Here is a 22,388-nt window from a genome sequence, read left to right on the forward strand (position 1 = left end):
TGAAGTCTTAAGCTCCATCTCATATTCATATCTACCATCATCTTCGTCTAACTCGATTTCAACAACTTCACCCGTGATGTTCTTTTTCGCAATTGCGATTGCTTCTTTTTCAGAAATCAATGATCCTTTTGTTGCTGCTGAAGCATGTACTTCATAATCGTCGTCATCGCGACTTTCGTCAATCTTAATAATTTTTGCTGTGTAGGCATCTACATCGATATCAAAATCCTTATTGTCTTTATCAATGTCCACTTCATAATACGTTTGACCGTTATATTTTTCTAACTCAATACTTTCAACAATTCCGTCTACTTGTTCTAGTGCTACCGCTTTCGCCTTTTCAATTCCGATTAGTTCATGTGATGCCTTACTTTCTACTGTTTTAGAAGGATTCTCTTGAGCGAACCCATGATTGATTGCTCCAAACCCAATTGAACCACCTAAAATTATTGCTGCTCCCAATGTAATCATACCGATCTTATTCATTTTTTCATTCCTCCTAAGTCGTATTGATCTTATATCCCTACTATAACCAGTGAAGATTAGAGGAATGGAAGAGAAAGATTAAAATTTGCTGAGAATCTGATGAAGGGATTCTTCGATTCGCAGAATTTCCACCGTTAATGCGGATTTATCCTCCATTGAGTGCAGGTTATCAACCATTGAACTTTGTTTTTCCTCCATAGACAAAAAAATCCATTTTAAAAAACGGATTTATCAAAATGGATTCTTTCCCAGCGGGTTAACAATCTGTAAAGAATTTTCCTTAACATATTAAATTTATTTGCCATTTTTATAAGAGAGTGCCAAAAACTATCCATTTTAAGTCACTCTCTTATTGGTTATTTCAAGTCTTCAATTGAATCAATCTCAACATACTTTGGCACAACTAGTCCAATTTTTGTTCCTTGAAGGTTTGGTCCTAGGTCAGTGAAATCATTCTTATAGGTATTATAGAATTCGACATGGGTACTTGGGAGCCATGCAGCAACCATGGCATCGGAGCTTCCGTTGGCAATACCGGCAAACATTGGGCCAACTTCAACTTGAGTTAGTGTCACATCATAGCCATTTTGCTCAAGAACTTTTCCAATGACATTCGTACTCGCTATTTCCGTTTCCCAAGCAACGTAGACAAGCTTGACCGTTTTACCCTTGCCATCTTCAGCACCGTTCGTCCATTTTGCTACTTTGTCAGGGTTGGCATCAACCCATTTTTCAGCAGCTTCTGCTGGCTCCATCCCACCTGCCATATCAACCATCACTTTTTCCATATCACCCGTTTCCCAGGTAAATTGATCGAGGATTTTATAAGCACCAGGTGCATCCTGTTCTAAACCTTTTCTTACGAGTGTATGAATATCTTCTTCGCCACCAAAGGATTCTTTGGGATCATCGAGATATTTCAAATCAAAAGAAGAGAACATCCAATGCGGTGACCAACCAGTAATAATCACTGGTTCCTGATTCTTATAGGCTTTCTGTAATTCAGCTAGCATTCCTGCCGCAGAGCCTTCAACAAGATGCCAATCTTCCAAACCGTAATCTTTCAGTGCATTATTAGCCAGCATCATCGTTCCTGCTCCAGGTTCAATCCCAATGATTTCATAATCCGTCTTGGCACCTATGCCTTCAGGATTCCCATTTATCGCACCTTCTTTTGTAAACATTAAAACGAGGGCAGTAACTACTACAAGCGAAGCTAAAATAGAAAAGACGATTTTTCGCCTAACGATGTGTTCATAAGCAGGTTTACGTAAGTTTTGCGTGATACGGTCGAGAATGATAGCGATGAAGACAATCGATAATCCAGCTTCAAAGCCTTGTCCTACGTCAATTTGACTGACAGCTCGGTAAACATCTGCTCCAAGTCCAGGCGCTCCAACTAATGAAGCCGTAACAACCATTGATAAGGCAAGCATGATACTTTGGTTAATCCCTGCCATAATCGTTGGAGTGGCCAAAGGTAATTGGACTTTGAACAATTTTTGGCTGGTAGTTGAACCGAAAGCATCCGCCGCTTCAATTAAATCTCTAGGAACTTTTTGAATACCTAGATTGGTCATACGAATGGTCGGAGCGATCGCGAAAATAAACGAAGCAATAATCCCTGGTACTACTCCAATTCCAAAGAATAAAATCGATGGAATTAAATAGACAAAGGCAGGCATGGTCTGCATAAAATCTAAAATAGGTGTAACAATGTGTTGCACTGTTTTTCTTTGTGCACACCATATTCCAATTGGGACCCCAATTATGATGGTGATCAGTCCTGATAATAAAACAATCGCAAGTGTTTGAATACTTGATTCCCAATAACCAAGATTATCAATCAAGAGTAAACTAATTAACGTAAAAATTCCTAATGGCCATCTGCTAGTATATGTAACTAAAAGAGCTAAAACAATCATTAATACGATAGGAGGGCCTACACTAAAAACATCAACTAGGATATCTAATAGACCCTCTATAGAATTAGTTAAAAATAAAAAGAATCCAGCGAACGTAATCGTTACCCATTGCACGAGAGAGTCGATCCACTCTCCTAATGGGATTTTCGGCATATTCATTTAATCAATCACTCTCCAAATCGTTCAAAGAATCTTTATTTCCGGCTAAAGCACCAATTACGGCTCCGCGAATAACGATTCCTTTTATTCTGTTCGCTTCATCTATTACTGATATCGGTAAACTAGAAGTTGCCATCACATCCATAAGGTCTGCAAGTAATGTATCTTCTGAAACAAGTGGGATATCAGTTGTCATCACTTCAGAAATGGATAGATTTTGATCAATTGCCTGCCGTGCTTGTTCAGCAGTCAGCGCGCCCAATAACTTTAGCTTACGGTCGACGACAAATATGCTCGAATATCCTTGTTTTCGCATAATTTCTAGTGCCACCCTTGGACCACGATCTACGCCTATTCTTTCAGCACGTTTCATCACATGTGATGCCGTTAATACTTTTGACAAATCGACATCTTCAACAAACTTCTCGACAAATTCATTTGCTGGCTCTATCATAATTTGTTCAGGCGTTCCAAGCTGAATGATACTGCCATCTTTCATCAAAGCAATTCGATCGCCAATACGCAGTGCCTCATCTAAATCATGGGTAATAAAAATAATCGTTTTTTTATATTGTTCTTGAATTTCAATCAATTCATCTTGCATGTCTTTACGAATTAATGGATCAAGAGCACTGAAGGCTTCATCCATCAAGATAATATCTGTATCACTTGCAAGAGCCCGCGCAAGACCAACCCTTTGTTGCATTCCGCCGCTTAACTGTGATGGAAGCTGATTTTCATAGCCCTTTAATCCAACGACTTCTAGCGCCTTCATCGCTTTTTCTCGCCGTTCATCCGGAGATACTTTCTTAATTTCGAGACCAAACTCAGCATTTTCTACTATCGTTTTATGAGGAAATAGTGCAAAATTTTGAAAGACCATGCTGATTCTTTTTTGCCTGGTTTCTCTCAGTCGGGCAGAATTCATCTTGACGATATCTTCATCTTTTATCAAAATCTCTCCGATTGTAGGATCGATCAGTCTGTTAAACATCCGGATTAAGGTTGATTTACCGCTTCCGGATAAACCCATGATGACAAAAATCTCACCGGGGTAAATTTTAAAATTAACATTATTCACCCCAACCGTTTGCCCTGTTACTTTCAAAATTTCCTTCTTTGTCTTGCCCTGCTTTAATAAATCAATGGCAGCTTTAGGAGATTTACCAAAAATCTTCGAGACATTCCTTACTTCTACATAGGGATTCATCAAATCACCTCATTTTTTTATTACCTATACCATATTCAGTTTTTCCTATTTTGGATCTTTCTATGAAAAGTTCCAAAGAAAAGGGGAAATGGTCTGAAATGGAAACTCATTTAACATAATAATTTTTTTGAAAAGTAGTACGATTTCTTTCTCTGTAATAATTTTCCAAAAATGCAAAAAGTACCCTATAGGTAGACCTTTTTTAAGTGTCTACTCTATAGGGTACTTTTTTACAGCACTAACTCTCTTTTTTATTTATACTACATCAATCCCCGATTATGCTTACCTCAACAATCCGACTAGTTCTAGTCCGTATAAAATCCCATCTTCACTAACATCTTTTGTAATATACTTTGCTGCATTCTTTGCTAAATTGTGGGCATTTCCCATTGCTACACTGTTTCCAGCATATTGCAGCATTTCAATATCATTTAAACCGTCACCGAAAGCATATATCTGTTCTTTTTTGAAATCCATTTTATCAATTAATTTTTCAATTCCATTCGCTTTGGATCCTCCAAAAGGAAGAACGTCCATTGAGTACTCATGCCAGCGAATAAAGTTCAAGTCTTTAAAACCCTTTTGATATGGAGTCTCTTGTGTTTCACTACAAAATAGAAGAGTTTGATAAATTTCTTTATCGATAAAGTAATCCGGATTATACTCTGGATGAACAGCACTAAGGGTACTTATGCTTTCATCAATATATGAATGATACTTAATATTTGCTTTCATGTTCTCATGATCCATATAGACAAGTGGATGATTATTTGTAACAGCAAAGTCTGTTAAAGACTGCAGTACATGTTTCTTTAAAGGGTTTTTATAAATCACTTCACCTTTCAGCACTACATATTGTCCATTAAAACTAACGAATGAATCGATTTCTAATTCTTCTCGTAGTTCTTTAAATAAAAATGGCGCACGTCCTGTTGCAATAGCCACCTCATGCCCTTCCTCTTTTAACGCTCGAATAGCTTGCTTGGTAGAGCTGGGTAATTGTTTATTATGATCAAGAAGAGTTCCATCGATATCAAAAAAAATCATTTGCTGTGACATCTTGTTCCCTCGCTTTAATGATTAGTATTAAGCTACTACTTATACCAATAAAGAGTAATAGTAAAGTACGGTTTAATTTTAATAGAGTTTTGTAAAAACAAGTTATAGGTCATCCATAGACAAAATCTTAGATATTGATCGCAAACAGTCTATGCTTAAATTTCACTTACCTTTAAATTACGAATTCTTTTTGGGAGTTTACTGCTTGATTCTGATCAATTTTTGTATTGTCCCACATCCATTGATGAAAATTAGGATAGGCTTTTCGGTATTGTTCAGCATATAATTGATATCTTTCATGGTTTTCTTGATTCGGCTCTATAATTTCTTGTTTGAATCTCACCATATTTGCCACAGCTTCGTCGATATTCTCATAAGCCGCTCCTGCAATACTTGCCAAAATAGCTGAACCTAGACAAGCTACTTGATTATCCTCCGGCACATGGATGGCGGTATTACTGACATCAGAATGGATCTGCAAAAATAGTTTACTGTTTGTAGCCCCTCCAGCTGCATATATCTCATTCGTCGCAATTCCATTCTTTCTAAAGTTTCGGATATTATAGTCAGTTCCGTAAGCAATCCCTTCAATAATCGCCCGATAAAGGTGTGCTCTTCCATGTTTTAATGTCAATCCAGATATAAGACCTCTAGCATTAGGGTCGACATGAGGAGACCGATTCCCCTGCCAATAATCTAACACAATTAACCCTTCCGAACCTGGCGGAATTTGTGATGCTTCTTCATTTAATATATCGTAAACGTTTCCATTTCCCTGATTGGCTATCTGTTCTAAATCTTTACAAAAGTTCGTTCGAAACCACTTTATAGTAGAACCTGAAGAAGATTGTCCCGCCTCAACGAGCCTAAAATTGGGAATAACAGCATTAGGGAAGGAACCAAGTATTTCTCTTCGATGAATAGACTTGGTAGTTAGTCCGTAGACATTGTGTGAAGAACCCGTAATTAAGGCCAATTTACCAGGTTTAGTAACACCTAAACCAATAATGCCATTCAGGGCATCAACGCCTCCTTGGGCCACGGGAGTGCCTTCGCGTAATCCTAATTCCTCTGCAACTTCTCGTGTAAGTCCACCGATATGTTCACCTAGATTACATATATCTGTGGGAAGTTTTTCGAAGATATCTCCCAATCCAATTGCCTCATAAAATCTTTTTGGCAGGCCTCCTTCTTCTGGATTGTAGTGCCATCTGTAAGTGGTCGTACTAACACTTCCCGTACATCTACCTGTCAGCCTGTAAGTGTACCAATCAGAAAAATCCATTATTTTGTCTGCGTTTTCATAAGTTTCCGTTTCATTTCTTTTGAGCCAAAGAGCTTTACAGACCATCCATTCGGGTGAAACCTTTCCGTAACCGTTATACTTTAAAGCATCCTCTCCTGTAGAGGAAATAAAGTCAGCTTCCTGATGAGATCGAATGTCCATCCACAAAAGAGCACGTCTTAAAGGTGTTCCATCATTTTTGCATAAAACTATGGTCGCACACGTCGTATCCAAGCCTAGACCAATAATTTGATCTTTAGTAGCTCCAGCTTGATTCATTGCTTGTTTGACACTATTAACTAAAGCCGACCACCATTCATTAGGATCCTGTTCAGCCCAACCTGGTCTAGGATGATAGGTTTGATATCCGGTAATCCCTAAACCAACTTGCTTTCCCTGTAAATCATAAATGCCAACTCTTACACTTTCCGTCCCTGCATCAATACCTATGACTAGCTCTTTTGTCATTGATCTGCTCCCCCTTTTTATCCGTTTAAATGTTCTCAATATAACGTTTTACAAACCATTATACACGATGAAATGCAAATAAATATATTGTTGTTTTTTGAAGTGGATTGTTTATTAATATTTTTTATTTAATACTAACTATAGGAGCTATCGCATCTAACAATTCTCTGAAAGATAATATAATGCTAAAACATCTTGAAAAACTAATCCCTCTAGTTTTGTTAAATTTATGAATAAGAGAGAGCAAGTCCAGATCAAATATAAAGGATTTTAATCTGGTCTTTTATCTCTCTTATCGAAAGAGGATATAACTCTAAAGAAATATAGCTAGTTTCCAGATATCTTACGTTTTTTATATTAAACTAAAACAATATTTGAATTTACAGGAACACCCGCTACTGACTTTCGATGTGTACTTTGCATCTGCAATGAACGCAATTTCCAAATCATGGATTCCTTTTCTTGTTCAATATCATCGAACGTTATAACTTCTCCCTTTTTCACAGGACGAGTTACAACAACATTTGGATCTACTAACCCGATAGGTAATGCGTTTGCACTAGACGCTTCACTATAAGAATATAATTTACCATATACAGTATAGCCGCCGATACCGTCCAGTCGATCTCCAGGCTCTAAATCTTTTTTCGCCACAGCTACTGTTTCTGCTTGAAGACCTTTCCATGGAGCGATGGTTGCTTCTTTATGGAAATAAGCACGTGCAACAGAAAGTGGCGTTTCCAAACTAGTTAAATGGTATGGTCGATATAAGATATAGTTTGGACCCTCTCCCATTTTTAGATAGTTCATTTCATGATTAACTTCGGCCTTATCAGAAGTTATAATTGCAAATACTCCCGGAGCTACTCCATTTACATAGTCTACAATCCCTTTATTATTTAATATTCCACCTTCCTCTTTAAGTTGGAACAAAGATGGAAGCTCTTGAACTGTACCTGAGGGACCATGCATACCAGCAACATCAGGTAGGAATCCTGTCGCATTAGCGACGGCATTCATTTCTACCATTGTTTTTGTCCCGTCCTGGAATGACGCTAACATTTTGGGACTTGCTCCTTTTGTTTTGGCTTCTGCCTCTGCTGAAGAAGGATTGGCTTCAAAGTTTAAGGGATTATTTTTCCCTTTTCCTAAAGCTACTATCTCAAAGCCAATTGCATCTGCAAAGTCATATAATTCCATAACTGCCCCTGGTTCGTCACCTGCTGATCCTGTATAGATGACACCGCTTGCATCAGCCATTTGCTTTAAAAGTGGACCAACCGTTACATCAGCTTCGACATTAAGCATGACAATATGTTTCTTGTTTAAAATTGCTTTCCAAGCAATTTCCGCTCCAAGATTTGGAACACCTGTAGCATCAACAATAACATCGACACTAGGTAAGCTAGTAACAAGATCACTATCAACAGTACCTACAACTTTTCCTTCCTCAATAGCTTTTTCGGCTTCTTCGATTCTATCTGTTAAAACGATTGATTGATCTTTGACTCCTGCTTTAAGATATGCTTGTTGGATAAATGTTGTATAAAGATCTGCGGTTGCGACAACGCGCATACCCTTCATACTTTGAATTTGCGAAATCATCCCTCTTCCCATTTGACCGCACCCAATTAAACCAACCCGTATCTCTCTTCCTGATTTTTCTAATTCTCTTAATTTATAGTTCAATCCCAACATATTCTAATCCTCCCTAGATAATTATTAAAAACAAATTTTTAATTGTTTATCTTTCTTTTTCTAAGACTATTAAACCATTCATCAACTCCTAAACTGCGTACCTATAAATGATAAATCCACAAAAACACGCATCACTTAACAAAGGTTCGTTATTGTTACTTTTGTAAAGTATAAGGTTAATTTCTGAAAATTGCAACACCATTTTTAGGATTTTATTAATAAATGAAAATCCAGTAATAACTGGATTTATAATAAGTTTTAAAATAAAACATATTAATAATCATAATAATTTATTACTTGACGAATGACATGAAAGAAATTATAATTTTAACAAATGTGAAATAATGTTACAAATGTAACAGATGTCCAAAGTGAAATTATTAACTACTTTAATAGGTGTAAATCTATTAAAAAACTCGTCTCTTTATTTATCTTCATAAATGAAAGGGCTTTCCTTCGGAAAGGGAAAGATATCTATTGCCATCATGAGATTACATAGACATACTATAAAGTTTTTCAATAAGTTACTGATCAAAGGAGGATTAATATGAATCAAGGAGTACTAGGTAGGTTTGGTATGGATTCAAAAATGGCTTTTGGGTACCTTGGAGTTTTGCTTTTTATGATAGGAGATGGTCTTGAGCAAGGTTGGTTGTCATCTTATTTACTTGATAATGGATTAACTATCCAGCAGTCAGCCTTGTTATTTAGCGTTTATGGTTTAGCCGCTGCAATTGCAGCTTGGCTTTCAGGAGTATTAGCTGAAATTTTAGGACCTCGAAAAGCGATGACTTTAGGATTGGGCTTGTTCGTATTAGGAACTTTAGTTTTCCTTACAATAGGAATACCAACTATGAATCTTGCAATTATGATCCCAACCTATTCTCTTCGAGGTCTCGGGTATCCATTATTTGCTTATTCTTTCTTAGTTTGGCTTACCTACTATGCACCAAGTAAAAAACTTGGAACGGCTATAGGATGGTTCTGGGTTGCATTTGCTGGTGGATTAAACGTTTTAGGAGCATATTACTCTAGTTTTGCACTTCCAATATTAGGTGAAATGAAAACATTGTGGAGTGCATTAATCTTTGTCTTTCTAGGTGCTATATTTGCAATTTTGCTAAATAAAGATGACTCTATTAACAATAAACAGTTTAAAACTAAAGCAGACGTATTTAAATATATGGCAACAGGTATCACTATTGCATTTAAAAAACCGAAAGTAGGACTAGGCGGAATTGTAAGAACAATTAATACTGCTGGTGCATATGGATTTGTAGTATTTCTACCAGCTTATATGATGGACATCGGTTTTACGAGAATGGAATGGCTACAAATATATGGAGCGCTTTGGTCAAGTAATGTTATTTTTAATCTAATTTGGGGATTTATCGGGGATAAATTGGGCTGGCGCAGTACTATCATGTGGTTTGGTGGTGTAGGATGTGCGATCTTTACAGCAGCACTTTATTACGTCCCAGCTGTAATGGGACCGAATTATATGGCAACACTTCTTGCAGCTATTTGTTTTGGTGCATGTGTAGCTGCTTATGTTCCATTATCCGCTTTAATTACATCACTAGCTCCAGACAACAAAGGAGCTGCTATGTCTGTTCTTAACCTAGGAGCTGGTTTAAGTACATTTATTGGCCCTGTAATTGTAGGCATTTTTATAGGTAGTGTAGGCACAGTCGGTGTTATCTGGATTTATTCAGGCCTATATTTACTTAGTGCAATTTTAACAAAATTTATCACGCTACCTCAAGAACAAGAAAAGTCTCAATCTACCTATTTTAATACTCTGAAGGATGCGTCAGGATCTTACAAATGAAATTAGTTTAATACAAAAGTAAAAATATAAAGGGGATTTCATAAAAGTCTATCTATCAATAGGAATGAACTGCACCCCAATTGTTAGACACAACCAACAATTGGAGGTGTAGTTTTTTATGCCAAATTTACTTTATAACAAAGAGTAGCTTCATTGCATGTAGTTCATTCTCGATGATTCATAATCTGTATTTTAAAGATCAATCGTCCATTTTCTGGACAGTCCCTTGGCGCCAAATTTACATTCTTATCTCCCAAAATCATAATAAAATAAAAAAACTCCTTGATTGACAAAGAGTTTTAGTGATACTTTCAATAATTATGAAAACAAGTTATAGAAATTTACTTGAATTTCATCTTTTTAGTCAGGTTACGTGCCTTATTCAAGTAACGAACAGCGCGATACGGTTTACTTACAACACGTCTAGGAAGCTTTATTAAAAATTTGCTTAAATCCTTTTTGTATTCTTGCGATATTCTAGAGGGCTTTGTTGTGACACGATTGTAAATTTCCTTATAAACCTCTTTCTTCAAATCAACTTTAACTTCTACTTTTCGATTGCACTCTTCGCATTCAACACACTTTATTTCGCTGTTTAGATATACAATATTATGTAAAGTATCATCATTACATTCTATACAATAGAGATCGGCCTTCATTTCAGATATTTTCATAGCGCATCTCTCCTTAGACTCTCTATTCTTGAGAGTTATAAAATTTGTATCATCATTTATGATTTTAAATTTATTTAACTCATTCACACTTCTTAGTAGTATTAATCTTACTTTTCCCTTTATAAGTAATAGCTAACAATGGCCATTTATAAGAGATCTATCCAACATTATTACTGTTAGGTACTTTAATTATCGCAATTTTCTATATATACATATAAATTATACGTCAATATTTTCTATTCGTAAATATTATTTATTAATGTCTTACAACCTTATATTCCCAAAAATCGAACATACTAACCCTCTAATAGAAATCGCTTACACTCAGTGTTTCACTACGTCGTCAACAATCACTTTCTGCTTCAAGTCCTTCATGCATTAACCATTTCAATTAACATATTTAGATTGAATGACCAAGGATACTCTCTATTCACATAGTCTACGTTCACCCTTTAAAATAATAATTATTATGCATTTTATGGTAAATTGATAATTAACTATTCCTATCACCAAATAACCAGAATATGGATTATTCGTTACATTGACTGTTTTCTTATTTTTTGTTAAATATCGATAAATTGTATAGCCCAACAAAAAAATGCAATAACCCCACACACTATCTATTTTCACAAATGTTCTCCGAAAGAACATTTGTGAATAATGGTAAATCATTCGTCTATATATGTCAACATAATTGCAATCGAGTAACAGAATTGACTAGATTCTGACTCCAAGTAGGAAGATGCCGATATTTACCACTTTTAGTACACATCCCCGAAAAAACCCTTATTGTAACATCATGTTATTTCGAAAATAGAAGATTCTTTAATCGTATACATACATACAAACCCTCCTATAACAATTTACACAACATTAGGAGGGTTTTATATGCATATTTATATAGATTTAATTAGATTTGATTACACTGTTATTCTGCCCCACGGTTAGTCAGTTTTAATCTCTTGAACTCTTTTATAAAGAAAGATTTAAAACTGTTACTTTTTCACGAGTCATAGATTCGATGCTCCTACGAATCCCCTGCGCTCCCATACCTGATCCTTTCACACCGATAAATGGGAAATGATCTGGGCCACGTTCTGTACGTCCGTTAATTTGGACAGAACCTGTTTCTATTTTATTTGCAATCGCAAACGCTTTGTTAATGTCTTTTGTAAAGACACTTGCTTGTAAGCCAAATTCTGACTTATTTGCAATGTTAATAGCTTCTTCATCGGAAGATACACGAATAACAGGTAATACAGGTCCAAATGGTTCTTCCCATGCTGCGCTCATATCTTCTGTAACATGATCTAGAAGAGTCGGATAAATTAAATTACGCTCACGCTTGTTTCCTATTACAACCGTGGCTCCTCTTTCAATGGCATCGTCAATTAAACCTTGAACAAAATCAGCTGATTGATCATCAATCAATGGAACAACAGTGTTGCCTTCTTCTGGAGAACCTACAGCTAATTTTTCAATTTCTCCTTTTAAAATCCCTACAAGCTCATCCGCTATACTTTCATGCACTAATACACGCTTAATAGCCGTGCAACGTTGACCTGAATATGAAAAAGCGCCGCTGATAATCTGTTTCGCTGCTTCGACTAAATCAGCATCTTCACGTACAATCCCAGGGTCTTTCCCGCCAAGTTCAAGTACAAGCGGAATCATGGCTGCTTTCTTTGCTAAGTGCGCCCCTGTATTTGTGCCACCTGTAAAGGAAATCATATCGATCCCTTTATGTTCTACTAAGTAATCACCAATCACAGAGCCACGACCTGTTATTAGGTTAACAAGCCCTTTCGGAAATTCTGCTTTGTGGAGAGCTTCAATCATCTTAATGCCGCTAATAGCTCCTTGCGTAGCAGGCTTAAAGATGACCGCATTTCCTGCAATGAGAGCTGGTGCTAGTTTTGCGGCAGACAAATTTACTGGATAATTAAATGGAGAAATCGCCAACACTACACCTAGCGGAACACGTTCGATCATGGCAATTTTCGATTTAGAACCGCCTGGAAAGCTGTCCCCTTTCATACTTTCACCATGCATATGGAGAGCTTCTTCTACTGTGTAACGAATAAAATCAGCTGTTCGTACCACTTCGTTTTTCGCATCTTTCAAACCTTTGCCGACTTCTGTCATAATAATCTCGGCAATTTCATCTTGCATGTTGACTAATTCATCTGCCCATTTATATAAATATTTCGCGCGTTCTTGTAGCGAAGTTTCTGCCCATTCGATTTGTGCTCCACGAGCAAAACCAATAGCTTCATCCACTTCTTCTTTCGTGATTGCTTGTACTCTTCCCATCACCTCGTAGAGATAAGGCGACCGGATGTCAATCGTCTGTCCTGACTGACTTTCTTTCCATTGCCCATTCACATAAAATTTATAATCTGTTACCTTTATGGCAGATACTGATGCTAACATCCTAAAAATTCCTCCTTCATTCGCTTATCCAATAATATAAATTTAATGAGATTGAATATTCAGTCTATTTTCAATAAAAATTTTATAGATAGTTATTTAATTAAATCTATCACAATATGTCTATTAAATCCGATTTATCGGGATATCAATGATAACAAACTATCGATTGTATTACTGATTTGCCAAGGAATATAATATCCAATACGATAAATCCAACGTGTAAGTTGGACTTATATATGAATTCTCCTTAATATAAGATTGGAACATAACCTGTCCAAAATAAGCATGTTACGTCCCACTTAGTCATAAAACGAGCTATTAATCTTCCAAATTACTACTAAAAATCTCTCTTTTTAACTGCCCGACTGGAGCAAACAATATAAATTAAACTTCATTTAAAGATGACTTTTCACCAATGATACAACTTCTTCTGTTGTAGACATGGAGAGAATCGCTTCTACGTGCTGTTCCATCTCTGCTTTTGATAAATGGCAAATTTGAGAGCGTGCTTTTAAAATAGATGTCGCACTCATTGAAAATTCGTCTAATCCTAATGCAAGAAGAATTGGAATGGCAATTTCATCTCCTGCCATTTCTCCACACATACCTACCCACTTGCCTTCTTTGTGGGCCGCGTCAATGACCTTTTTTATTAAGCGAAGGATAGCTGGATTATATGGCTGGTAAAGATAAGAAACGCGCTCGTTCATACGATCAGCAGCTAATGTGTACTGAATTAAATCATTTGTTCCGATTGAAAAAAAGTCCGCTTCTTTTGCAAAAAGGTCAGCGATAACCGCAGATGATGGGATCTCTACCATCATCCCTACTTCAATGTTGTCAAACACCTTAATATCTTCAGCTTGAAGTTTTTCTTTTTCTTCTACTAAAATTGCTTTTGCTTGACGGAATTCATCTAGGGTCGCAATCATCGGAAACATAATTTTCAAATTACCGTGTACACTTGCACGTAATAACGCACGAAGCTGGGTACGGAACATATCTTGCATCTCCAGACATAAACGAATCGCACGGAATCCTAAAAATGGATTCATTTCTTTCGGAAGATCTAAGTAAGAAAGTTCTTTGTCACCGCCAATGTCCAATGTACGAACAACAACTGGCTTGCCTTCCATACGCTCCAATACGGTTTTATATGCATCGAATTGTTCTTCTTCCGTTGGCAGTGCGTCCCGTCCCATATATAAAAATTCAGTACGGTATAACCCGACACCCTCACCACCATTTTCAATCACACCTTTTACATCATCAGGAGTCCCTATATTCGCGGCTAATTCCACATAATACCCATCAGCCGATACAGTTTTTTCATTAACAAGCTTTGCCCACTCCGCTTTTTGCGCTTCATATTCTACACCTTTATCTTCATATTGTTTCACAACATCTTCTGTCGGATTAACAATAACTTTTCCATCTAAACCGTCCACAATAACTAACACACCGTTTTCAATATTTGCCGTAACCGCTTGGGTTCCGACAACCGCCGGAATTTCTAGCGAACGGGCCATAATCGCCGAGTGTGAAGTGCGTCCGCCGATATCAGTTGTGAAGCCTTTTACGTATTGACGATTTAATTGCGCTGTATCTGAAGGAGTTAAATCTACTGCAATAACGATGACTTCTTCAGATATCATACTTGGGTTTGCAATGGTCACACCTAAAAGATGAGCCAGCACACGTTTCGTTACGTCACGAATATCTGCTGCACGCTCTTTCATGTATTCATTATCCATCGACTCGAACATGTTCACAAACATCGCGGCCACTTCGTTTAAAGCATATTCAGCATTGACTTGCTCGGTTGTAATTTTATCTTTAATAGGATTAAGTAGTTCTGGATCACTCAGAACAAGAAGGTGCGCAGCGAAAATCTCTGCCTTATCTTCTCCCAATTCTTGACGAGCATGCTCTTTGATGACTTCCAGCTCTGATTCAGATTGTGCAACTGCCTTTTCAAAGCGCAATATTTCTGCACCCGTATCCGTTACTGATGTCCTTTCAACTGTAAGCTCAGGATTCTCTAAGCGGAAGGCCTTGGCAATAGAAATCCCTGGGGAAGCCGCAATTCCTTTAACTGTTGTAGACATTATTTTACTAACCCCTCACTTTTATACTTTTTTAAAGTTACTTTTGGGTTACAATCTTCTGCTTTTCCAAAATAGATTTCAGGTCAATCTATTTTCCTTGTTAGCCTTATCTTACAAGCCCTTCCCTTTCCATAAAGCCATACTTCTAAATGATTTCTTTACCAAGGGCAGAAGCACCAATTTCACTCGCAAGACGTTTTGTCCCAACTTTAGGCAATACCAATTCTTTATATTCGGTGGATTGAGCTTCAAAGCGATGCCAGGCAGGCATACTAATAATAGATACATCAATCCCCACTTGCGTCAACGCTTGTTGTGCTTTCACTGCAAGGTACACTTCAAAACCTTTGTAATGAGGAATAAGAGATAATATTCAATTAGCTGACAAATCTATGGTTGTTAATACATTTGTATTTCTCTTTTCCATTTCATTTTTAATCATTTGGATTGCATTTTCCGTTACTTCCTTGTATTTTTCTTTTCCATTCCAATCCATGCGAAAGATATTTTTACCTTCATAACTAGGATCTTTACGGAATCTTGAAAAAACGGTGAGCCCAGATAGAATTCGACATTCTGTAATTTCCCCATGAACATCGGTAACCATAATGCAGACCTGACCTAACTTAAATTTTTGTTGATTCATTCCCACACCAAGATAGCCTACTGATCTTTTACTCATTTTTCTAAGTACGCTTTGATAATATTTAATGTGCAGAACCCCTGTAAGGAATTGCAAAACCATAAAAAAAACAATAATGATCAATAATTCTTTCACTTTTATTCTCCTCGTTTAATCGCTAGGTTGGAAATCTCCTGAATGATTCTTTTTGCCAGGATTTTAGGTGAATTGGCAAAGTTTCCAATCGTCGAACCCGCAATATGTGGTGTTATCGTTATATTGCCGAGCTGTAAATAAGGATGGTCTTGTGGTAATGGTTCTTGATCGTACACATCTACCGCCGCACCAGCAATTACTTTTTCTTGTAAAGCTTCAATTAGATCCCGCTCATTGATTAACCCAGATCGAGCACTATTGATCACAACTGCAGTTTTTTTCATTTTTTCAAAATGGACCTTATTGAGCATATGCTTTGTTTGTTCCGTTAATCGATAATGCATCGAAATGATGTCTGCTTCTCTGACCAATGTATCCAAATCAACCTGGGTATCTTCTGCTTCTCCCTTGAAGTAATCATCAAAAAAGATAATTCTCCCTCCAAACGGGCGAAGAAGATCAGCAACTCTTTGTCCTATCGCACCGTACCCAATAATTCCAATGGTTGATTCTTTCAATTCCGGGGATAAAATACCATTTGGATAATTTTTTTCCCATTTACCATTTTTTAAATAATAGTTTCCTCGCGATATATTCCGAATTTCCGATAAGATTAAACCTACAGTAAATTCAGATACACTTGTATTACTTCTTCCAGGTGTATTAAATACTTTGGTTCCTTTTTCTTCCGCATAACGATAATTAACATTTTCAATCCCAGCTCGAAGTACACCTAATATTTTCAAGTTATTACTTTTATCAATCACTTGTTTCCCGATCGGTGCAAATTGAGTAATGATAATATCATAATCCTCAATACCATCTAAAATCTCAGCAGGTAAAGCAATGGCCTCACTTCCTTCTTGCTCCAACTTTATATTATCCCTCTGTAAAGCTTCTAAGTCTTCATGAAGCCATTCCTTAATGGTAATTTCAACACCTTGATTACGTAATTCAACTAAACCATCTTCCATCATATCTTTCGTAATAAATAAATCAGAAATAGCTAAACATTTCATTTATTTATTTCTCCCTTCACTATTAACACATATGATTCGTATCATTACTTGTTATTCTTGCAACATTACCGATATCCTGAAATTACCTTTTGTACTTGCCTTTTCAAATGCCTCCTGAATATTCGTTAAAAGGACTTTTTCTTCTATTAAATTCGAAACATCAATTCGTCTTTCACTAAGCATTTTACCTGCATTATCGAAATCCTCTAAAGTAGAGCCAAAGGTCCCTATTAACTCTAAGTTTTTATAATGAATTATATTTGAATCTACATTTAATTCAGGCACCGGATATCCAGCAGCATATAATAATATTCGTCCATGCTGATCCTTCACCATTTCTAAAGCTTGCTGATTAGCTGATGTTGCTCCTGCTGATACAATAACTGAATCTGCTCCACGGCCATTTGTCAACCTTTTCACTTCTTCTACAGGATCTGTATTACCGGCATCAATCATTTCAAACCCCATTTTTCTTCCTGTTTCCAGCTTCTTTTCTCCTCTTCCAGAAACAATCACTCTGACACCCATTGCCCTGGCAGCTGCTGCGTTCAGTAAACCCATTGTTCCCCCACCGATAACCACAACTGTATCATATCCGCCTCGCAATCTAATTTTCCTCATACCATGGAGTACAGATCCGAGTGGTTCTACAAATCCTGCTTCAGATGGCGATAAATCCGGATTCATCTTCACAAAGCTTTTTGCATTTCGAATAAAATAGTCGGAAAAGCCAAAGATTCCATAATACTCATCAGAATAATTTTTTCCAAATAGTTTTTTATTTTGACAGATTGTGATCATACCAGCTTTGCAGTTATCACATATGCCACAATAGTCATATAAGATACTTACACGATCTCCTACTTCATAGGTATCTCCTACTTTATCACCTTTTGCAATGACAATTCCTGATGCTTCATGCCCGCCAGCCATCGGGTAGCCTTGATGTTCTCTTAAACCGAGCCATTGTTGATAATCAGTCGTGCAAATATTACAAGCTTCCTGTTTGATCAATAGCTCGTCCTCTCTTAACTTGGGTAATTCCTTTACTCTTACTTCAGCGTGCCCTTTTTCTGTTAAAACCGCAAATTTCATTTTATTGGGTAGCATGAATATTCACCCCCATTTTTTTAATTCCACCCGTCTTTGGCCCATTACAAAAAGAACGAAAATCCATAGGCAATTAATACAGCTGCCGGTCCAGTGATCATCCTTGAAAATAGGATGGCTGGAACACCGACTGAAATCGTTTCTGCTTTTGCTTCTCCCAAAGTCAAACCGACTGGTGCAAAGTCACATCCTACTTGAGCATTAATGGCGAACAGTGCTGGTAATGCATATGCTGGTGGAATTGTACCTTTAGCAATTTCACCACCAATTAATACACCAACAACCGCTCCGATAACTGCTCCAGGCGCAAGCAATGGAGATAGGAAAGGAATCCCTCCAATTAATGCCAATATCACCAATCCCATTACATTTCCAGCTAATGGAGTTAGTACATGTGCCAAAATTTCCCCAATTCCCGAAAAGTTGATAATCCCAATTAAGGCAGCCACAAAAGCCATAAACGGTAAAATACTCTTAATAACTGTGTCTATTGTTTCTCTACCTGATTGGTACATAACATTCATAAATTTTCCTGCACCGCGGCCAATCACATCAATTAATTTCATAATAGGATTCATTTTCTTTATTTCAACAGAAGCTTGAGGGAGCGCATTAATTTTCGATTCCAACGCAGGCTTCCTTTGTATGCCTGTTTCTTCAACAGCCGCTGCAACAAAGGTTTCAGATTCTAATCCAGTCAATGCGATGTCATCGACTGATACACCTGAAACGAATATATCTTCAGTCATGAATTTGGCAAGAGGACCTGATGGACTCATCACTTTAATATTAATCGTCGGAACTCTAAGTCTTGGATAGGTTCCGCAACGAGCAGTCCCCCCACAATCAATGACCGCACATAATGTTTCTTCTTTATCTACTGGATTTTTAAATGAATCAACGGCAATAGCTCCAGTTAAATCTGCAATTTTTTGCGCAACAGGGTGAATTCCTCCGCCAGTTACGCTTATAACATATTTTTGTTGAGAACTTGGTGTTAAAATGAATGGTCCTCCCCATCCACCTTTCCCTTTTGTAATTTTTACCGTCATATATTCAGACATATTTATCCCCTCACATTATGCAGCATTTTGTTTAGTAACATTATTGCGTTTCATAAGGAATTCTGTAATTCTCTCTGTTACAACTCCTCGCATTAGACTCACGACAAGGCCAACTAAAAGGTACATTAGAGCCAATTTAGATTGGCTTCCAACTTGTGCAAAGCCTTGGGCAATTCCAAGAAAAATAAACAGCTCCGCTGAATTCGCATGCGGGAAAAGTCCAGTAATTGGATGACAAAAAGACACAGAGGCATCATAGAATGCAGGTTTCTTCTTCTCATCAATAAATCTCCCAAAAGTGTAGGCCATAGGGTTTGTTAAGAAAAAAAGGCTAAAGAACGGTATGAGTGTATATCTAAATATGGTAAAACGCGAAAGCTTTTTCATGAAACCAAAGATTCTCTCTTCGCCGACCAGCTTAATAAAAGCAGTTACAATTGTGATTAAAACTATAAGAAGAGGAATAATCCCTGTAACAAAACCCATAAATACATCAGCACCCGCTTTGATCATTTCCATAAATCCCTCTGCTAATTTAACAAAAAGATCCATTATTTATCCCCCCAAATTAAAGAACTTATCGAATATTTAAGCTTTTTCAAAATCATTATTTAAACACTATATAATCATTAATCTCAAGTTCTGGATATTCCCCAGGAGTTACTAAAATGGCCCCTGGAAGAAGTTCCTCTGACGTGTCATCTTTAAAATAAATAGAAAGGTGACCTAAATCTTCAAAATTTTTATTAGCAAGTGACCCTACTTTTTGAATCTCATAAACTTTATTTCCAATTTCTAATGTTCCACCTTCAACAAGCACATTTTCCGGTTGTTGTTTCACTTCATGAACAACTGAAATTTCCTTTAATTCAGGTGGAGCTGCCGAACCGAAAAGGATTAATAAATTTTCTTCTTTAAACTCTGGAACAACTGGACCAATTTCGATAATTTTTGTTTTTAACATAGAAAGTTTCTCCCTTCATTCAAAAAAACTCTATACATATAGCAATCATCATCAACCATTTAATAAGCAAGGTATCATTATTATTAAAGCGTTTACATTTCATTTGAATGTTATTTTAAGTATTTTCTATTATTTCTCTTAAACATTTTGAATCTCTTTTCTTATAAAAAAACTAAAGATAGATAATCTTAAGGAGCATTCGTATTTTAAACAGCCCTAGTAACAAAAACAACTATTTTACTATCTTTAGTATTTAGGCCGAACAGAAAATGACGTGATCGTTATCTATCTAATTCATAACTTCATCTAAATATTAATCAATAATGGTGTTTTTTCCCTATTTGTTGATGAAGCAAAAGTTTCATCCTGCAACTTACGAAGTTTCCAAACGGTTGTACTTTCATCAAGTTCAACATCATCAGTTGATAAAAATGTCCCCGCTTTAATATCACGTTTTGCCACAACATTTCCAGAAATTAATCCAATTGGAATATGATTTTCTTTGCTCATATCAACATGAGTTTCCAATACTCCTCTTACACAAAAACCACCGATACCGTCTAATCTTTCACCTTCTTTAATATCTTTTTTGCTGACAGCTACTGTTTCGGAAATAGGAGCACCTAATGGAGCAATAGCATGATCATGGAATAAAACGGCTTTCGCAATAGTAATCGGTGTTTCAAGACTCGCTAAATGATATGGTCGATATAGGATGTGATGATCTTGGTCGCCCTTTTTCATTAAATAATTCATCTCATGTATTACACCTTCATTTTGTCCCTTTACAATGACAAATACTCCAGGTGCAAGACCATCCACATATTCAACAACGCCATAGTTATTTAATATTCCGCCATTTTCTTTTATGTCTAAATCTTTCACAACTGAATCTAGATTGCCTGAGATTCCGTGCATTCCCACAACATCCGGAATAAATCCAATTGCATTTGACAACAAGTTCATTTCAGCCATTGTTTTTGTGCCGTCTTGGAATGCAGCCAGCATGTGCGCAGACATTTTTTTCTGTGCCGCTTCTTCTTTTGCTGTATCAGGATTTGCTGTAACTCGTAATTTATTATTCTTTCCCTTACCTGCAACTAATACTTCCATACCCATTGATTTGGCAAATTCATATAATTCTGCTGTAGCTGCTGGTTCATCCCCATCTGATCCTGTATAAACGAGGCCAGCTGAATCATATAATTTTTTCATTAACGGTCCAACTGTGATATCCACTTCAACATTTAGCAGCACTAAATGTTTTTTAGCTATTAACGTTTCTAATGATATTTTGGCACCAACTTCAGGAACTCCTGTTGCATCCACGATTACTTCTACTGCATCAGAATGAATGATTTCTTTAAAATCTGAAGAAACGACGATGTTTTCCTTTACTTGTTTATTAGAATTATAGGCAGCAGCTGCTCGCTTTGCTGCATCCAAATTTATATCACTAATTCCAGCAACATTCATACCCGGAATTTGCGAAATTTGCGAGACCATTCCAAAACCCATTTGTCCTGCACCAATGACACCAACACGAATTGGATTTCCTTGTTTTTCTCTTTCTAGCAATTTCCGATATAAAGTCATAATATATCTCCTCCAAAATAGTTTATCTTACATATGTTCAGTTTTTGAACATTTTCTCCTTTTTCCGAAAAAAACTACCATCTAAGGCTCTATACTTCATATAAATCCACAATATAATCCCTGAGAAACATTCCTACTTAACATTAGTTCTACATATGAACATTTTCTCTACAGTTCAAAAATACCATTGTAAGCGCTTAATGTCAATTTATTTTTTATTATCTGAATTTTCTTTTTAAAGGGTACGGAGGGATCTTCAAAATGATTATCAGTTACTAATATAGTAAATTATAAAAACAAGAACGCCTTTCAAAAGACGTTCTTGTTTCATATATAGACAGCTAATCCTCTCGACTTTCTCATAATCCTGTTTACCACTTTATTTCTCTACCATTCTGTATAATGTTAATTTTAGCTTATGAAAACAGCGATAGTAATTTGTATAAATTAAGTCGACATGGAGCTGATTTAAAAATGAAAAAAGAATAAAAACCACCCGTGATTGAGTGGTTTTCTCTGCG

17 protein-coding genes and 1 pseudogene are annotated in these 22,388 nt (G+C 36.6%); 1 reads left to right on the top strand and 17 read right to left on the bottom strand.

Going from position 1 to position 22,388, the window contains the following annotated elements; genetic code table 11:
- From K9V48_RS17940 to K9V48_RS17970, 6 genes are all read right to left on the bottom strand, one after another.
- The coding region (locus K9V48_RS17940; protein WP_224140507.1) for a PepSY domain-containing protein at positions 1-486 on the bottom strand (486 nt) is incomplete at its 3' end.
- Between the two features lie 356 nt (positions 487-842).
- A complete protein-coding gene (locus K9V48_RS29450) occupies positions 843-2,570 on the bottom strand; it encodes a glycine betaine ABC transporter substrate-binding protein (RefSeq protein WP_308012598.1) in 1,728 nt (575 codons plus the stop codon).
- Between the two features lie 4 nt (positions 2,571-2,574).
- Entirely contained in the window at positions 2,575-3,780 is a 1,206-nt protein-coding gene (locus K9V48_RS17955) for a quaternary amine ABC transporter ATP-binding protein (RefSeq protein WP_224140508.1), read from the bottom strand.
- Between the two features lie 282 nt (positions 3,781-4,062).
- Positions 4,063-4,839, bottom strand: a complete 777-nt coding sequence (locus K9V48_RS17960) for a Cof-type HAD-IIB family hydrolase (protein WP_224140509.1) — start codon at positions 4,837-4,839, stop codon at positions 4,063-4,065.
- A gap of 172 nt (positions 4,840-5,011) precedes the next feature.
- A complete protein-coding gene (locus tag K9V48_RS17965; protein ID WP_224140510.1) occupies positions 5,012-6,592 on the bottom strand; it encodes an FGGY-family carbohydrate kinase in 1,581 nt (526 codons plus the stop codon).
- Positions 6,593-6,949: 357 nt separating this feature from the next.
- Positions 6,950-8,290, bottom strand: a complete 1,341-nt coding sequence (locus tag K9V48_RS17970; RefSeq protein ID WP_224140512.1) for an NAD(P)H-dependent oxidoreductase — start codon at positions 8,288-8,290, stop codon at positions 6,950-6,952.
- A gap of 547 nt (positions 8,291-8,837) precedes the next feature.
- Here K9V48_RS17970 and K9V48_RS17975 point away from each other — a divergent pair.
- Complete coding sequence (locus K9V48_RS17975) at positions 8,838-10,121, top strand: MFS transporter (RefSeq protein WP_224140513.1); 1,284 nt, start codon at positions 8,838-8,840, stop codon at positions 10,119-10,121.
- Between the two features lie 341 nt (positions 10,122-10,462).
- Here K9V48_RS17975 and K9V48_RS17980 read toward each other — a convergent pair whose 3' ends face one another.
- The 11 genes and pseudogenes from K9V48_RS17980 to K9V48_RS18030 all read right to left on the bottom strand — a co-directional run bounded on the left by K9V48_RS17980 (position 10,463) and on the right by K9V48_RS18030 (position 21,867).
- Positions 10,463-10,795 (bottom strand): bh protein, encoded by a 333-nt coding sequence (locus tag K9V48_RS17980; protein WP_224140514.1) that lies wholly within the window; start codon positions 10,793-10,795, stop codon positions 10,463-10,465.
- Positions 10,796-11,767: 972 nt separating this feature from the next.
- Positions 11,768-13,228, bottom strand: a complete 1,461-nt coding sequence (locus tag K9V48_RS17985; RefSeq protein WP_224140515.1) for an NADP-dependent glyceraldehyde-3-phosphate dehydrogenase — start codon at positions 13,226-13,228, stop codon at positions 11,768-11,770.
- A gap of 395 nt (positions 13,229-13,623) precedes the next feature.
- The gene (gene ptsP / locus K9V48_RS17990) at positions 13,624-15,336 is read right to left on the bottom strand and encodes a phosphoenolpyruvate--protein phosphotransferase (RefSeq protein ID WP_224140516.1); all 1,713 of its coding nucleotides are present in this window, start codon (positions 15,334-15,336) and stop codon (positions 13,624-13,626) included.
- Between the two features lie 169 nt (positions 15,337-15,505).
- Positions 15,506-15,682 (bottom strand): annotated as a pseudogene (locus K9V48_RS17995) (transketolase-like TK C-terminal-containing protein); the annotation flags it as partial.
- 27 nt (positions 15,683-15,709) lie between these two features.
- Complete coding sequence (locus tag K9V48_RS18000; protein ID WP_224140517.1) at positions 15,710-16,114, bottom strand: transcriptional regulator GutM; 405 nt, start codon at positions 16,112-16,114, stop codon at positions 15,710-15,712.
- A 2-nt stretch (positions 16,115-16,116) separates the two neighbouring features.
- Positions 16,117-17,133, bottom strand: coding sequence for an NAD(P)-dependent oxidoreductase (locus K9V48_RS18005; protein ID WP_224140519.1), 1,017 nt, complete (start codon positions 17,131-17,133; stop codon positions 16,117-16,119).
- Between the two features lie 51 nt (positions 17,134-17,184).
- Complete coding sequence (locus K9V48_RS18010) at positions 17,185-18,243, bottom strand: zinc-dependent alcohol dehydrogenase (RefSeq protein ID WP_224140521.1); 1,059 nt, start codon at positions 18,241-18,243, stop codon at positions 17,185-17,187.
- A gap of 44 nt (positions 18,244-18,287) precedes the next feature.
- Entirely contained in the window at positions 18,288-19,307 is a 1,020-nt protein-coding gene (srlE, locus tag K9V48_RS18015) for a PTS glucitol/sorbitol transporter subunit IIB (RefSeq protein ID WP_308012599.1), read from the bottom strand.
- 15 nt (positions 19,308-19,322) lie between these two features.
- The gene (srlA, locus tag K9V48_RS18020; protein ID WP_224140522.1) at positions 19,323-19,859 is read right to left on the bottom strand and encodes a PTS glucitol/sorbitol transporter subunit IIC; all 537 of its coding nucleotides are present in this window, start codon (positions 19,857-19,859) and stop codon (positions 19,323-19,325) included.
- 55 nt (positions 19,860-19,914) lie between these two features.
- The gene (locus K9V48_RS18025) at positions 19,915-20,271 is read right to left on the bottom strand and encodes a PTS glucitol/sorbitol transporter subunit IIA (protein WP_224140524.1); all 357 of its coding nucleotides are present in this window, start codon (positions 20,269-20,271) and stop codon (positions 19,915-19,917) included.
- 306 nt (positions 20,272-20,577) lie between these two features.
- Positions 20,578-21,867, bottom strand: a complete 1,290-nt coding sequence (locus K9V48_RS18030) for an NAD(P)H-dependent oxidoreductase (RefSeq protein ID WP_224140526.1) — start codon at positions 21,865-21,867, stop codon at positions 20,578-20,580.
- Positions 21,868-22,388: the final 521 nt, after the last annotated feature.

The organism is Metabacillus rhizolycopersici, from assembly GCF_020075705.1.

Bases quoted from the DNA above. Each gene is read 5' to 3' on its own strand.
- K9V48_RS17965 (WP_224140510.1), bottom strand. From the start codon at position 6,592: ATGACAAAAGAGCTAGTCATAGGTATTGATGCAGGGACGGAAAGTGTA.
- K9V48_RS18005 (WP_224140519.1), bottom strand. From the start codon at position 17,133: ATGAAATGTTTAGCTATTTCTGATTTATTTATTACGAAAGATATGATG.
- K9V48_RS17955 (WP_224140508.1), bottom strand. From the start codon at position 3,780: ATGAATCCCTATGTAGAAGTAAGGAATGTCTCGAAGATTTTTGGTAAA.
- srlA (WP_224140522.1), bottom strand. From the start codon at position 19,859: ATGGATCTTTTTGTTAAATTAGCAGAGGGATTTATGGAAATGATCAAA.
- srlE (WP_308012599.1), bottom strand. From the start codon at position 19,307: ATGTCTGAATATATGACGGTAAAAATTACAAAAGGGAAAGGTGGATGG.
- K9V48_RS29450 (WP_308012598.1), bottom strand. From the start codon at position 2,570: ATGAATATGCCGAAAATCCCATTAGGAGAGTGGATCGACTCTCTCGTG.
- K9V48_RS17975 (WP_224140513.1), top strand. From the start codon at position 8,838: ATGAATCAAGGAGTACTAGGTAGGTTTGGTATGGATTCAAAAATGGCT.
- K9V48_RS18010 (WP_224140521.1), bottom strand. From the start codon at position 18,243: ATGCTACCCAATAAAATGAAATTTGCGGTTTTAACAGAAAAAGGGCAC.
- K9V48_RS17980 (WP_224140514.1), bottom strand. From the start codon at position 10,795: ATGAAAATATCTGAAATGAAGGCCGATCTCTATTGTATAGAATGTAAT.
- K9V48_RS17985 (WP_224140515.1), bottom strand. From the start codon at position 13,228: ATGTTAGCATCAGTATCTGCCATAAAGGTAACAGATTATAAATTTTAT.
- K9V48_RS17970 (WP_224140512.1), bottom strand. From the start codon at position 8,290: ATGTTGGGATTGAACTATAAATTAAGAGAATTAGAAAAATCAGGAAGA.
- K9V48_RS18025 (WP_224140524.1), bottom strand. From the start codon at position 20,271: ATGTTAAAAACAAAAATTATCGAAATTGGTCCAGTTGTTCCAGAGTTT.
- ptsP (WP_224140516.1), bottom strand. From the start codon at position 15,336: ATGTCTACAACAGTTAAAGGAATTGCGGCTTCCCCAGGGATTTCTATT.
- K9V48_RS18030 (WP_224140526.1), bottom strand. From the start codon at position 21,867: ATGACTTTATATCGGAAATTGCTAGAAAGAGAAAAACAAGGAAATCCA.
- K9V48_RS17960 (WP_224140509.1), bottom strand. From the start codon at position 4,839: ATGTCACAGCAAATGATTTTTTTTGATATCGATGGAACTCTTCTTGAT.